This is a genomic window from Streptomyces sp. NPDC107471 (assembly GCF_055582845.1).
In genome coordinates this window covers 804,608-816,452 of sequence record NZ_JBVJPC010000002.1, presented here as the reverse complement: position 1 = coordinate 816,452, position 11,845 = coordinate 804,608, and the positions used below count along the sequence as shown (strand labels likewise).

Annotated in this window: 14 protein-coding genes and 3 tRNA genes; 13 read left to right on the top strand and 4 right to left on the bottom strand. The window is 70.6% G+C overall.

All coding sequences use genetic code 11. The features are described from left to right. The first annotated feature begins 116 nt into the window (after nucleotides 1–116). The 3 genes from htpX to ACZ66S_RS08640 all read left to right on the top strand — a co-directional run bounded on the left by htpX (nucleotide 117) and on the right by ACZ66S_RS08640 (nucleotide 2,069). Nucleotides 117–980, top strand: coding sequence for a zinc metalloprotease HtpX (htpX, locus tag ACZ66S_RS08650; protein ID WP_469900624.1), 864 nt, complete (start codon nucleotides 117–119; stop codon nucleotides 978–980). Continuing rightward, nucleotides 977–1,369 (top strand): YccF domain-containing protein, encoded by a 393-nt coding sequence (locus ACZ66S_RS08645; protein WP_469900623.1) that lies wholly within the window; start codon nucleotides 977–979, stop codon nucleotides 1,367–1,369. The genes htpX and ACZ66S_RS08645 overlap by 4 nt, the downstream gene beginning before the upstream one ends. A gap of 130 nt (nucleotides 1,370–1,499) precedes the next feature. Next, nucleotides 1,500–2,069, top strand: coding sequence for an SMI1/KNR4 family protein (locus tag ACZ66S_RS08640; protein ID WP_469900621.1), 570 nt, complete (start codon nucleotides 1,500–1,502; stop codon nucleotides 2,067–2,069). Between the two features lie 77 nt (nucleotides 2,070–2,146). Here ACZ66S_RS08640 and ACZ66S_RS08635 read toward each other — a convergent pair whose 3' ends face one another. Beyond that, the gene (locus ACZ66S_RS08635; RefSeq protein ID WP_469900620.1) at nucleotides 2,147–3,403 is read right to left on the bottom strand and encodes an APC family permease; all 1,257 of its coding nucleotides are present in this window, start codon (nucleotides 3,401–3,403) and stop codon (nucleotides 2,147–2,149) included. A 212-nt stretch (nucleotides 3,404–3,615) separates the two neighbouring features. On the opposite strand from ACZ66S_RS08635, the gene ACZ66S_RS08630 reads away from it, so the two are divergent. Next, nucleotides 3,616–3,882 carry a GlsB/YeaQ/YmgE family stress response membrane protein gene (locus ACZ66S_RS08630; protein WP_007384028.1) on the top strand — a complete coding sequence of 89 codons (267 nt, stop codon included), beginning with the start codon at nucleotides 3,616–3,618 and terminating at the stop codon, nucleotides 3,880–3,882. A 121-nt stretch (nucleotides 3,883–4,003) separates the two neighbouring features. Here the strand turns inward: ACZ66S_RS08630 and ACZ66S_RS08625 are convergent, their stop codons facing one another. Then, nucleotides 4,004–4,492, bottom strand: a complete 489-nt coding sequence (locus ACZ66S_RS08625; RefSeq protein WP_469900619.1) for a YajQ family cyclic di-GMP-binding protein — start codon at nucleotides 4,490–4,492, stop codon at nucleotides 4,004–4,006. 235 nt (nucleotides 4,493–4,727) lie between these two features. Between ACZ66S_RS08625 and ACZ66S_RS08620 the strand changes: the two genes are divergently transcribed. Both ACZ66S_RS08620 and ACZ66S_RS08615 read left to right on the top strand, forming a co-directional pair. Next, nucleotides 4,728–4,809 (top strand) — tRNA-Tyr (locus ACZ66S_RS08620). 425 nt (nucleotides 4,810–5,234) lie between these two features. Next, nucleotides 5,235–5,447 (top strand): hypothetical protein, encoded by a 213-nt coding sequence (locus ACZ66S_RS08615; RefSeq protein ID WP_469900618.1) that lies wholly within the window; start codon nucleotides 5,235–5,237, stop codon nucleotides 5,445–5,447. Between the two features lie 242 nt (nucleotides 5,448–5,689). Here ACZ66S_RS08615 and ACZ66S_RS08610 read toward each other — a convergent pair whose 3' ends face one another. Together ACZ66S_RS08610 and ACZ66S_RS08605 are read right to left on the bottom strand one after the other, a co-directional pair. Next, on the bottom strand, nucleotides 5,690–6,346 hold the full coding sequence (locus ACZ66S_RS08610) for an SDR family oxidoreductase (RefSeq protein ID WP_469900616.1): 657 nt from the start codon (nucleotides 6,344–6,346) through the stop codon (nucleotides 5,690–5,692). 173 nt (nucleotides 6,347–6,519) lie between these two features. Then, nucleotides 6,520–7,785, bottom strand: a complete 1,266-nt coding sequence (locus ACZ66S_RS08605; RefSeq protein WP_469900614.1) for an amidohydrolase family protein — start codon at nucleotides 7,783–7,785, stop codon at nucleotides 6,520–6,522. A gap of 255 nt (nucleotides 7,786–8,040) precedes the next feature. Here ACZ66S_RS08605 and ACZ66S_RS08600 point away from each other — a divergent pair. The 7 genes from ACZ66S_RS08600 (at nucleotide 8,041) to ACZ66S_RS08570 (ending at nucleotide 11,695) form a co-directional block, all read left to right on the top strand. Further along, a tRNA-Thr gene (locus ACZ66S_RS08600) sits at nucleotides 8,041–8,113 on the top strand. Between the two features lie 46 nt (nucleotides 8,114–8,159). Next, nucleotides 8,160–8,232: transfer RNA gene (locus ACZ66S_RS08595), tRNA-Met, on the top strand. A 90-nt stretch (nucleotides 8,233–8,322) separates the two neighbouring features. After that, a complete protein-coding gene (gene rpmG, locus ACZ66S_RS08590) occupies nucleotides 8,323–8,487 on the top strand; it encodes a 50S ribosomal protein L33 (RefSeq protein WP_018834916.1) in 165 nt (54 codons plus the stop codon). Between the two features lie 102 nt (nucleotides 8,488–8,589). Next, a complete protein-coding gene (locus ACZ66S_RS08585) occupies nucleotides 8,590–9,042 on the top strand; it encodes a MaoC family dehydratase N-terminal domain-containing protein (protein ID WP_330265026.1) in 453 nt (150 codons plus the stop codon). A 5-nt stretch (nucleotides 9,043–9,047) separates the two neighbouring features. Continuing rightward, the gene (locus ACZ66S_RS08580) at nucleotides 9,048–9,476 is read left to right on the top strand and encodes a MaoC family dehydratase (RefSeq protein ID WP_469900906.1); all 429 of its coding nucleotides are present in this window, start codon (nucleotides 9,048–9,050) and stop codon (nucleotides 9,474–9,476) included. 112 nt (nucleotides 9,477–9,588) lie between these two features. Further along, nucleotides 9,589–10,158, top strand: a complete 570-nt coding sequence (locus ACZ66S_RS08575; RefSeq protein WP_469900612.1) for a TetR/AcrR family transcriptional regulator — start codon at nucleotides 9,589–9,591, stop codon at nucleotides 10,156–10,158. A 91-nt stretch (nucleotides 10,159–10,249) separates the two neighbouring features. Next, the gene (locus ACZ66S_RS08570) at nucleotides 10,250–11,695 is read left to right on the top strand and encodes an MFS transporter (protein ID WP_469900610.1); all 1,446 of its coding nucleotides are present in this window, start codon (nucleotides 10,250–10,252) and stop codon (nucleotides 11,693–11,695) included. Nucleotides 11,696–11,845: the final 150 nt, after the last annotated feature.

The window sequence follows — 11,845 nt, the reverse complement described above, 5'->3', positions numbered from 1 at the left end:
GCGTTGAGCAAGACGGGAAGGTCCACTGGACGTGACACCACGGACCGGTGGCACCGGAAGACATCGGAGACCAGCAAGCAAAGGGTTCCCCTGCTGCACCACTTGGAGGGCGTACCGTGCACCGCCGGCACAACGGGCTCAGGACCGCAGTCCTCCTCGGGGGACTGTCCGCACTCATCATCGTCATCGGCAGCTTCTTCGGCCGCATGGGGCTGATCGTGGCCGTCCTGATCGCGCTGGGCACCAACGCGTACGCGTACTGGAACAGCGACAAGCTGGCTCTACGCGCGATGCGTGCCCGCCCGGTGAGCGAGTTCGAGGCGCCGGCCCTCTACCGAATGGTCCGCGAACTCTCCACGCAGGCCCGTCAGCCCATGCCGCGCCTGTACATCTCGCCGACCGAGGCACCCAACGCCTTCGCGACCGGCCGCAATCCGCGCAACGCCGCGGTGTGCTGTACCGACGGCATCCTGCGCATGCTGGACGAGCGCGAACTGCGCGGTGTCATCGGCCACGAGCTCAGCCACGTCTACAACCGCGACATCCTGATCTCGTCCGTCGCCGGCGCCCTCGCCTCCGTGATCATGTTCCTGGTCAACTTCGCCTGGCTCATCCCGATCGGCCGCTCCGACGACGATGACGGCCCGGGCCTGCTCGGCATGCTGATGATCATGATCCTCGGACCGCTGGCGGCCAGCCTCATCCAGTTGGCCATCAGCCGCTCCAGGGAATACGAGGCGGACGCGTCCGGCGCCCAGCTCACCGGCGATCCCCTCGCGCTCGCCAGTGCCCTGCGCAAGCTCGAGACGGGCACCAAGCAGCTACCGCTGCCCCCCGAGCCGCGCATCGAGACCGCGAGTCACATGATGATCGCCAACCCTTTCCGCCCTGGCCAGGGACTGTCCAAGATGTTCTCGACGCACCCGCCAATGGCGGAGCGCATCGCCCGGCTCGAGAAGATGGCAGGTCGCCCCCAGTGAAAACCATCCTGAACGTCATTTGGCTCGTCCTGAGCGGCTTCTGGCTGTTCCTCGCCTACCTGGCCGCGGGCGCGCTGCTCTGCATCACGATCATCGGCATCCCGTTCGGCATCGCGGCCTTCCGCATCGGCGTCTACGCCCTGTGGCCCTTCGGGTACACCACGGTCGAGCGCCGCGACGCGGGCGCGCCCTCCTGCCTCGGCAACGTCCTGTGGCTGGTCCTCGCCGGCTGGTGGCTGGCCCTGGGTCACATCGCCACGGGCCTCGTCCTGTGCATCACGATCATCGGCATCCCGTTCGGCATCGCCAACTTCAAGCTGATTCCCGTATCCCTGTTCCCGCTGGGCCGCGAGATCGTCCCGACGGACGAGCCGTTCGCGGCCCGCTGAGGACGGGCCGGGGGAGTGGAGCTCCGAAACACCCGCCTCGTCTGAGCTATGGCCGGCACGGGGTTTTCCACAATCCGGAGGTTGTCCACAGGCTTGCCCCGCTGTCAGTGCCGCCCTGCATCATGAATGCATGACCGAGAGCGAGCAGTTGCTGGCACGGGTGGCGGACAAGGCCCGCAACACCCGTCCGTGGGGCTGGCCTTCCCTGCCTGAGCCGGTGGACCCGGCCACCCTGACCCGCGCCGAGGCCGCGCTGGGCTTCCGCCTGCCCCCACTGCTCGCCGACCTCTACCTGCACATAGGCGACGGCGGATTCGGCCCGGAGTACGGTCTGTTGCCCCTGCTGGACAGCCCTCCGGCCGGTGAGCCCGCAGCCGTCGTGCAGTACCTGGCCAACCGCAAGAGCGGCCGCAAGGACCCCGACTGGCCCTGGCCCGAAGGCGTCCTGCCGATCTCCCACTGGGGCTGTGCGATGTACGCGTGCGTGGACTGCCACAGCCCGGACGCCACCGTCCTCCTCTTCGAGCCGAACGCCGGAGACGGCGACCACGCCTGGTTCGTGGACGCCCCCACCCTCACGGACTGGCTGCGAACCTGGGTCGACGGCACGGGCTGGTACGAGGAGATGAACGAGGAGCTGGAGATGGCCCCTTGGGCGGAGTTCGGAATACGCACGGCACCGCCGACCCACGCGACCTGACGCCCCCTCCCGGGACGCCCACCGGTCGGCCAACCGGCTTCCCTTTCTCCGCGACAACCGGCTGATCCGCCTCCACGTCAACCGGCCGACCTACCGCCCAGCCACCGCTTCCGCACGCCGTACGCCACCACCCCGACCGCCAGCACTCCCGCACCCACGACCACGGAAACCACCGGCAGCGCGAACGCCAGCACCACGCACCCGAGCAACCCCACCGCCGGCACCACCCGGGCCGCCGGAGCCGAACCGAGCGTCCAGGCCGACGCGTTGGCCACCGCGTAGTACGCGAGCACACCGAAGGAGGAGAAACCGATCGCGCCCCGCACGTCCACCGTGGCGGCGAGGACCGCGACCACCGCACCCACGGCCAGCTCGGCCCGGTGCGGCACCTGGAAACGGGGATGCACGGCGGACAGCCCGCCCGGCAGATGCCGGTCCCGGGCCATCGCCAGCGTCGTCCGGGAGACGCCCAGGATCAGGGCGAGCAGCGAGCCGAGCGCGGCCACGGCGGCACCCGCCCGCACCACCGGCACGAGCCCCGGCACCCCGGCCGCCCGCACCGCCTCGGCCAGCGGTGCGTCCGCAAGCCCCAGAGCACCGGCGCCCAGCACGGAAAGGACAGACACCGCCACCGCCGCGTACACCACCAGCGTGATGCCCAGGGCCAGCGGGATCGCGCGGGGAATGGTGCGCGCGGGATCCCGCACCTCCTCACCGAGGGTCGCGATCCGCGCGTACCCCGCGAAGGCGAAGAACAGCAGACCGGCCGCCTGCAGCACCCCGCCCACACCGCCGGAGACGCCGTCGTCCAACCGCCCGGCCTCCGCGGCCCCGGATCCCAGGCACACGACCACCACGGAAGCGAGGACAGCGAGGACCACCGCCACGATCGCCCGGGTCAGCCAGGCGGACTTCTGGATACCGCCGTAGTTCACCGCGGTCAGCGCCATCACGGCCGCGACGGCCACGGCATGGGCCTGCCCCGGCCAGACGTACGCCCCGACCGTCAACGCCATCGCCGCACAGGAGGCCGTCTTCCCGACCACGAACGACCAGCCCGCGAGATAGCCCCAGAACGGTCCCAGCCGCTCTCGCCCGTACACATAGGTGCCGCCGGAGGCCGGGTAGAGGGCGGCCAGCCGCGCAGAGGAGGTGGCGTTGCAGTAGGCGACCACGGCGGCGACCGCGAGTCCGAGCAGCAGCCCCGATCCGGCCGCCCGCGCAGCCGGCCCGAGGGCGGCGAAGATCCCCGCGCCGATCATCGAGCCGAGCCCGATGACGACCGCGTCCCCCACCCCCAGCGTGCGCCGCAGTTCGGCACCGGAATGCGTCATGGGCCGCACCCTACTGATCCCGTGCAACCACGGGACGCGGCCCTGACGTCCTCTCCGGCAACGAGACGCGAACACCCGCTCGACGAACATCGCACACGCGCCGCACGTGAACGACGTGCGACCCAAGCGCACGAGCGCTCGTCCGGTCTGCCGGGACACGAATCACAAGTCCCGGACAGCGCCGGCACAGCGCGGAAGGGCAGGTTCAGGGCATGAGCATCATCGGCTGGATCATTCTGGGGCTGTTGGCCGGAGCCATCGCCAAGTTCCTGCTGCCGGGCCGAGACCCGGGCGGCTTGATCGGGACGACCCTCATCGGCGTCGCCGGCGCCTTCATCGGCGGCTGGATATCCGCCCGCTGGCTGGACCACCCGGTCAGCAAGAGTTTCTACGACGGGCCCACCTGGGCCGCTGCGATCGGCGGCTCCCTGGTGCTCCTGATCGCTTACCGTCTCCTGTTCGGCAACTCGCGCGACTGACCCCGAACCGCAGCCAGCAGGCGAGAAGGGTGGGCACCGTCCAGGGGCCCACCCTTCCTCGTGAATCGATGCCGACCGGTGCCGACGGGTGTCGACCGGTGCCGACCGGCGAATCAGCGGCTCACCGGTAGTTCACGAACTGGATCGCGAAGTCGAAGTCCTTGCCCTTCAGCAGGGCGATCACGGACTGCAGGTCGTCACGGCTCTTCGAGCTGACCCGCAGCTCATCGCCCTGGACCTGCGCCTTCACGCCCTTCGGACCCTCGTCACGGATGATCTTCGCGACCTTCTTGGCGTTCTCCTGGGAGATGCCCTCCTCGATCGACGCGAAGATCTTGTATTCCTTGCCGGAGAGCTGCGGCTCGCCCGCGTCGAGCGCCTTCAGCGAGATCCCGCGCTTGATCAGCTTGGACTGGAAGACGTCGAGGACGGCGTTGACGCGGTCCTCGGAGTTCGCCTCCATCAGGATCTTCTCGCCGGACCACGAGATCGAGGCACCCACGCCCTTGAAGTCGTAGCGCTGGGAGATCTCCTTGGCGGCCTGGTTGAGGGCGTTGTCGACCTCCTGCCGCTCGACCTTCGAGACGATGTCGAAACTGGAGTCGGCCATGTCCTGTGGCTCCTTGTATCGGGGTGCGTATCGGCGTGCGTACGGATGCGTATCGGCGTACGTGGGGGCGGGCGCCGAGCCCGGCGTGAACCCGGGCCGCATCCGCCCAAGCCTAGTCACCCCATGCCCTCCGGGCGCAGATCAATCGGGTGGCGAAGCACCCCTCGGCATCGGGTATTGTTTACGTCGTTGCCACGGAGCACCGCCGAAAGACGGTTCGAGGGGCAGCAACCCCGGCGGTGTGCCCGAGCGGCCAAAGGGAGCAGACTGTAAATCTGCCGGCTCAGCCTTCCCAGGTTCGAATCCTGGCGCCGCCACGCTGAGAAAGAGACCCCCTCCGAACTGCGGAAACGCAGAGCGGAGGGGGTCTCTTCGTTGCCGGGCGCTCCCGTGTTCGGGCGGCACGGCCGGAGCACGGCGGGACGGGGCAGAGTGATCTGTCCGGTGCGGAGGGGCAGGCGGAGCACAACCTCCGGACCCGTCCGGCAGAGCCGTGCACATGAAGCAGGAGCGGACCAGAACCCGGCGCCGCATCCGTCCCCGCCGCCAGCCAAGCCGGCGCCCCGCCGCCGCCCCCAGCCACGCCCCGCCGCCACCCGAACCGCCGCCCCGAGCCGGCGCCCGTGGCCAGTACGAGGCCCCCGCGCCCGGCGCCTCCACCACCCCGCCCCACCCAACCCCATTCGCCCCAACCACCCCCTCCAGACGCACAAACCCCCCGCGTCCGGGGCACACTGACTGCATGTCCAGTCGTCGCAGGCTCTGCCCCGAGTGCCGTCGCGAGATCGCCGTCGTCGCCGGCCGCTTCGCCCGGCACGACCCGCCCGGCGCGCGTGAGAGAGGCCAGCTCGTCTCGTGCCCCGGATCTCGCCGACAGGCGGAACTCGGAGCCGCCCAACCGTCGTTGGACGGGTACGCGGTCCCCGTCCTCCCCGGTCAGTTGCCCCTGTTCTGACGCGCGCCTACCGCCCGTGCAACCGTGCGCGATGGTCTCCCCGAGCCGTACGCTCACCGTCACCCCCCGAACGGACTCCCACGAGGGATCACTAGCCGCGAACTGCCGCGCCCCGTAAACGAATAGGCCCGTACCACCGCGTCCGTGCTATCGGCCGCCTCCCCCCACGACCCACGACCCACGCCCCACGGCCCGTCCGCACCCAACGCGAGACCGTGCCGGAGGAAGGCGTCCCGGCAACTTCAGTTGCCCGCCACCGACTTCACCGCCACCGACACCGGCACGGAACCGCTCACCAGCTCCAGCGTCAGCCCGGCCGTCGCGGGCGTGTCCAGCAACTCCGCGAGTACGGCGGCCACGTCGTCGCGCGGGATCGGGCCGCGGCCGGTGTGCGCCTCCAGGCGGACGAGGCCGTTGCCGGCGTCGTCCGTGAGCGCGCCGGGACGCAGAACCGTCCAGTCCAGCGTGTCCAGACCGCTCACATAGGCGTCGGCCTCGCCCTTGGCGCGCAGGTACACGTCGAAGATCTCGTCGCCCTCGTGCCGCGGGTCCGCGCCCATGGAGGACACGATCACGAAGCGTCGTACGCCCGCCCGGACCGCCGCGTCCGCGAACAGCACCGCCGCGGCCTTGTCCACGGTGTCCTTGCGGGCCGCGCCGCTGCCGGGGCCCGCGCCCGCCGCGAAGACCGCCGCGTCCCCGCCCCGCAGGGCCGCGGCGACCTCCTCGACCGAGGCCGACTCCAGGTCCAGCAGGACCGGTTCGGCACCGGCGTCCCGCAGATCGTCGCCCTGTTCCGGGCGGCGGATGATCCCCGCGACCTCGTCCCCGCGCGCGGCGAGCAGCCGTTCCAGCCGCAGCGCGATCTGACCATGACCACCAGCGATGACAATGCGCATGCCTTCGACCGTACGCCGGAACACCCGCGAACGCCGCGTCAGGAGAGTGCCGGGTGAGGCTGGGGGGCGCACAGGGACCGACACTCAGGGAGCAAGGCGACCGGGGCGCCCAAGAGGGCATAGGAGACGCAGCGACCACCTCCGCCGCACCTGTCCGTGAGCCCCGACCCCCTTCAAGCCCCTCGCCCCTGCCGAGGCAGTCCCAACTCGTCCGCCGCCGCCGAGTTGCAGTACTCGCGTACCGCGCTCGTCCGTGCCACCACGCGCCCCCGGTGCACCACGATCCGGCTGTACGCCAGGGAGAGCGCGCCGGCCAGGCGGTCGCCGCGTACCGCGAGCAACTCGGCGGGGAAACCCGCCTCCACGCGGACCTCGGGCAGTCCGAGAACGGCCCGCGCCGACGTGCTCACGGCGTCGTAGGCGTCCTCCGGCCGCAGTCCGTACCGGGAGGCCAGCAGGTAGGCGGCCTCCAGCGGGTCCCCGCGGCCCACGGGATTGCAGGCGTCCCGCAGTGCGCCGCTGCCGGCGGCCACCCGGACCCCGGCCGCGCGCAGCAGCCGTACCGGAGCGGTGCCCCGGCCGTCCACGCCGGCGCAGCCGCCCTGCGGCAGGCACACCACGGTGACCCCGGCCGCGGCGAGCTGGTCGGCGGTGCGGGAGACGACCTCCGGGGGGAGTCGGTCGAGGCCCGCGCAGGGACCGAGGGTCACCCCGGGGCGCAGCCCCCCGGCCAGGGCGGCGAGGCGGGCGAGCCGGGCCGGGTCGGTGGCGTCGGTGTGCAGGTCGACCGGGCAGCCGTGCTCGGAGGCGACCTCCAGGACCGCCTCCGCGTAGCCGATCGGATCGGGGTCCAGATCGGGACAGCCGCCCACCACCGAGGCGCCCATCTTCAGCGCGTCCCGCAGCATGGCGAGCCCTTCGGCCCCGGCCACCCCGGTCAGCACCCTCGGCATGGCCACCGTCGTCAACTCGGTGAGCCCGCGCAGCGACCGCCGTGCCTGGAGTACGGCGGCCAGCGCGCCCAACCCCTGGACGTCGCCCACGCGCACGTGTGCCCTGAGCGCGGTCGCCCCGTGCCCGAGCTGCAGCAGCGCCGCTTCGGTGGCCCGGCGCTGGACGTCCCGGGGATCGGGGGAGACCGGGCCCTCGGCGTCGGCCGACAGGGCGGTGTCGCCGTGGGCGTGCGGTTCGGCCGGGGCCGGCAGGAGCAGGTAGCCGTGCAGATCCACCCGGGCACCGCACGCGCGCGTGCCGCCTCCGGCCAGGCTCCCGGCCGTACCGACCGCCTCGATGCGCCCGCCGCCCAGCCGTACGTCCACCGTCCTGCCGTCGGTGAGGCGTGCCCCGCACAGCAGGAGACCGGCCCCCTCGGTCCGGCCCGACGACGCGGCACCCGACGAGGACGAGGAGTGGGGCTGCTGCGGCTGGCTGTCGGGCATCGCGCTCCAGGGGCTCGGGGCTGCGGGGCCCGGAGCCGCCGGAACCGCGCAAGGGACGCAAGATCACGCAGAGTGAGTCGAGCCTAGGACGGCGGCACGACCTTGACGGGGAGGAGCGCAATAGTCGTACCGGTGTGGTCCGCCGTACGGGAGGGGCTGTCGTGGCGTCCGGGAACCCCGCCGATCAAGGCACCCGGGGCGGCTCGAAACGGATTTGGGCGAACGGCGGCGGACCGTGTAATGTCTTCATCGCTCGCCCCAATAGCTCAGTCGGCAGAGCGTCTCCATGGTAAGGAGAAGGTCTACGGTTCGATTCCGTATTGGGGCTCTGGTGTGTGAGGTTCCCGTCGCGAGGCGGGAACGGATCGCATCACAGCGGTGTAGCTCAGTCGGTAGAGCAAGCGGCTCATAATCGCTGTGTCACCGGTTCAAGTCCGGTCACCGCTACAGACAGTAGCCGATTGTGGGGTCGGTCCTTCGATCGGCTACTCTTCTATGCGTTAAACCTGTCCCATCCGTTCGTCAAGGAGCACTCCTGTGGCTGCCACCGACGTCCGCCCGAAGATCACGCTGGCCTGCGTGGAGTGCAAGGAGCGGAACTACATCACCAAGAAGAACCGGCGTAACAACCCGGATCGCATGGAGATGAAGAAGCACTGCCCGCGTTGCAACGCGCACACCGCGCACCGCGAGACGCGATAAATCAGGCTCGTACGCGAGGCCGTCCCCGAGAGATCGGGGGCGGCCTCGCGTCGTTGAGGGACCCGATACCGGCCAGTAGAGCAACCAGGAGGTGCCGAGCCCATGGCGCTCGACCAGTCCTTCGTGGGGCGGAGCTACCCGCCCACCGACCCCTATGAGGTGGGCCGGGAGAAGATCCGCGAGTTCGCCGAGGCGGTGGGGGACACCAACCCCGCGTACACGGACCCGGAAGCCGCCAAGGCGCTCGGCCACCCCGATGTGATCGCCCCGCCGACCTTCGTCTTCTCCATCACCTTCAGGGCGGCCGGCCAGGTCGTCCAGGACCCGCAGCTCGGCCTGGACTACAGCCGCGTGGTGCACGGCGACCAGAAGTTCGCCTACGTCCGCCCCGTGCGGGCCGGTGACCGGCTGACCGTCACCTCCACCATCGAGGCGATCAAGTCCCTGGCGGGCAACGACATCCTGGACATCCGCGGCGAGGTCCACGACGAGGCCGGCGAGCACGTCGTGACCGCCTGGACCAAGCTCGTCGCGCGCGCGGCCGAGGGGGCGTGACGAAGATGACGGCGAAGATCGCATACGACGACGTCGAGATCGGCACCGAGCTGCCGGCCGGGACGTTTCCCGTGACACGCGCCACTCTCGTCCAGTACGCGGGCGCGTCCGGGGACTTCAACCCCATCCACTGGAACGAGAAGTTCGCCCAGGAGGTCGGGCTGCCGGACGTCATCGCGCACGGCATGTTCACCATGGCCGCGGCGATCCGCGTGGTCACCGACTGGGTCGGCGACCCGGGCGCGGTCGTCGAGTACGGAGTCCGCTTCACCAAGCCGGTCGTCGTCCCGAACGACGACCAGGGCGCCACGGTCGAGGTCAGCGCCAAGGTCGCCGCCAAGCTCGACGACAACACGGTCCGGGTCGACCTCACCGCGACCAGCGCCGGCCAGAAGGTGCTCGGGATGTCACGAGCGGTCGTACGACTGGCCTGAAGGCCGTTACCGACTACCGAGGTAAGGGGCGCCCTCCATTGCGGGGCGCCCCTTACCTCGTCTCCATAGGAGCCCTCTTGCAAAGTTAGTGATTGAGTACTAACTTACTTGCATGGCCAGGATGAGTGCAGAGGAGAGGCGCGAGAGCGTCATCCGCGCGGCGACGATCGAGTTCGCCCGCGGCGGCTACCACGGCACGTCGACCGAGGCGATCGCCAAGCGGGTCGGGGTCTCGCAGCCGTATCTCTTCCGGCTCTTCCCGGGGAAGAAGGCGATCTTCCTGGCGGCGGTGGAGCGCTGCGTCGAGGACACCATCCGCACCTTCGAGGAGGCCTCGGAGGGGCTGCGGGGCGAAGAGGCCCTGCACGCCATGGCGGACGCGTACGTCAAGGTCATCGCGGAGCGGCCCGAGCGGCTGATGATGCAGATGCAGATGTACGTCGCGGTGGCGGCTGCCGAGCAGGAGGGCGACTCCGAGTTCGGCGAGGCGGTGCGGGCCGGCTGGATGCGGCTGTGGGACACCGTCCATGTGCCGCTCGGCGCCGACATCAACGAGACGACGACCTTCCTGGCGTACGGGATGCTCGTCAACTGCCTGGTGGCGATGGGTTTTCCGCCCGCGCACCGGGTCTGGGAAGGCATGTACCCGTCGGCGCGGCTCAAGGGCCGACTGGAGCACTGAGGATGCGCGCACCGAGGCGTCGTCGGCGCCTTTTCATGATCGAGAAACTTAGTAATCAATAACTAACCAACGATCGCCCGCTGGGGGAGCGATGTCACAGCAAGCAGGACACACCACACCGACCGCACGTCGCGGGGGAGCGGTCTGGGCCCTCGTCATCACCAGCGTCGCCGGATTCATGGCGGCCCTCGACAACCTCGTCGTCACCACCGCCCTGCCCTCCATCCGTGAGGATCTCGGGGGCGCGCTGCACGACCTCGAGTGGACCGTCAGCGCCTACACGCTCACCTTCGCCGTCCTGCTGATGACCGGCGCGGCACTCGGCGACCGCTTCGGCCGCCGCCGACTCTTCCTGGCCGGCCTCACGGTCTTCACCGGCGCGTCGGCGGCCGCGGCCCTGGCCCCGGGCATCGACTCCCTCATCGCGGCCCGCGCGGTCCAGGGCGTGGGAGCGGCCATCATGATGCCTCTCACACTGACCCTCCTCACGGCGGCCGTGCCCGTCGCCAAGCGCGGGATGGCGTACGGCATCTGGGGCGCCGTCAACGGACTCGCGGTCGCCTCCGGACCCCTCATCGGCGGCACCCTCACCGAACACATCTCCTGGCAGTGGATCTTCTGGCTGAACGTCCCCCTCGGCCTCGCCCTGCTGCCCCTAGCCCGCCTGCGCCTCGCCGAATCCCACGGCACCGGCGCACGGCTCGACATCCCCGGCACGCTGCTCGCCAGCGGCGGTCTCTTCGGGATCGTGTACGGCCTGGTCCGCGGCCCGTCCGACGGCTGGACCGACTCCGTGGTGCTCCTGGCCCTGTTCGCGGGGACCGCGCTGCTCGCGGTGTTCGTCCTCTACAGCACGCGGGCCAAGAACCCCATGCTTCCGATGCGGCTGTTCCGCTCGCGCGCCTTCTCCGGCATCAACGCGGCGAGCCTCCTCATGTTCCTCGGCATGTTCGGCTCGATCTTCCTGCTCAGCCAGTACATGCAGGGCGTCCTCGGCTACTCGCCCACCGAGGCGGGCCTGCGGATGCTGCCCTGGACCGGCATGCCGATGCTCGTCGCGCCGATCGCCGGGATCCTCTCCGACCGGGTCGGGGGCCGGCCGGTCGTCGCCACGGGGCTCTTCTTCCAGGCGGCGGGACTCGCGTACATGGCGTCCGTCGTCACGGTCGACGCGTCGTACGCCGCGCAGCTTCCCGGACTCGTCCTCAGCGGTATCGGCATGGCCCTGTTCTTCGCCCCCGCGTCCAACCTGGTCATGTCGAGCGTGCTGCCGCAGGAACAGGGCATCGCGTCCGGGGCGAACAACGCGCTGCGTGAGGTGGGCGGGGCGCTGGGTATCGCCGTCATGGCGTCGATCTTCTCCTCCCAGGGCGGCTACGAGAGCGGCCAGTCCTTCGTGGACGGCCTCCAGCCGGCGCTGGTCACCGGGGCGGCGGTCGTGGCACTCGCCGGGGTCGCGGCCCTGCTGATCCCTTCGCGCAAGCGGGTTGTGGGGGCGGGGGAGGAGGAGCGGGTGCTGGAGCTGGCGGCGGGCTGAGCGGTTGGGGAGTGCGGGGTTCGGTTGTGTGGCGGGTGCGGGTGCGTTGTGGCTGGTCGCGCAGTTCCCCGCGCCCCTGGGGGGTTGGAGTCGCCCGTGTCATGAGTGAGCGTGCGCCACGACCGGCCGTCTGGCGGGTGCGGGTACGTT

Excerpts from the sequence above, each read along its gene's own strand:
- ACZ66S_RS08635 (WP_469900620.1), bottom strand. The coding sequence starts at position 3,403 with ATGACGCATTCCGGTGCCGAACTGCGGCGCACGCTGGGGGTGGGGGAC.
- ACZ66S_RS08630 (WP_007384028.1), top strand. The coding sequence starts at position 3,616 with ATGAGCATCATCGGCTGGATCATTCTGGGGCTGTTGGCCGGAGCCATC.
- ACZ66S_RS08610 (WP_469900616.1), bottom strand. The coding sequence starts at position 6,346 with ATGCGCATTGTCATCGCTGGTGGTCATGGTCAGATCGCGCTGCGGCTG.
- ACZ66S_RS08580 (WP_469900906.1), top strand. The coding sequence starts at position 9,048 with ATGACGGCGAAGATCGCATACGACGACGTCGAGATCGGCACCGAGCTG.
- ACZ66S_RS08585 (WP_330265026.1), top strand. The coding sequence starts at position 8,590 with ATGGCGCTCGACCAGTCCTTCGTGGGGCGGAGCTACCCGCCCACCGAC.
- ACZ66S_RS08570 (WP_469900610.1), top strand. The coding sequence starts at position 10,250 with ATGTCACAGCAAGCAGGACACACCACACCGACCGCACGTCGCGGGGGA.
- ACZ66S_RS08615 (WP_469900618.1), top strand. The coding sequence starts at position 5,235 with ATGTCCAGTCGTCGCAGGCTCTGCCCCGAGTGCCGTCGCGAGATCGCC.
- ACZ66S_RS08575 (WP_469900612.1), top strand. The coding sequence starts at position 9,589 with ATGGCCAGGATGAGTGCAGAGGAGAGGCGCGAGAGCGTCATCCGCGCG.
- ACZ66S_RS08625 (WP_469900619.1), bottom strand. The coding sequence starts at position 4,492 with ATGGCCGACTCCAGTTTCGACATCGTCTCGAAGGTCGAGCGGCAGGAG.
- ACZ66S_RS08605 (WP_469900614.1), bottom strand. The coding sequence starts at position 7,785 with ATGCCCGACAGCCAGCCGCAGCAGCCCCACTCCTCGTCCTCGTCGGGT.
- ACZ66S_RS08640 (WP_469900621.1), top strand. The coding sequence starts at position 1,500 with ATGACCGAGAGCGAGCAGTTGCTGGCACGGGTGGCGGACAAGGCCCGC.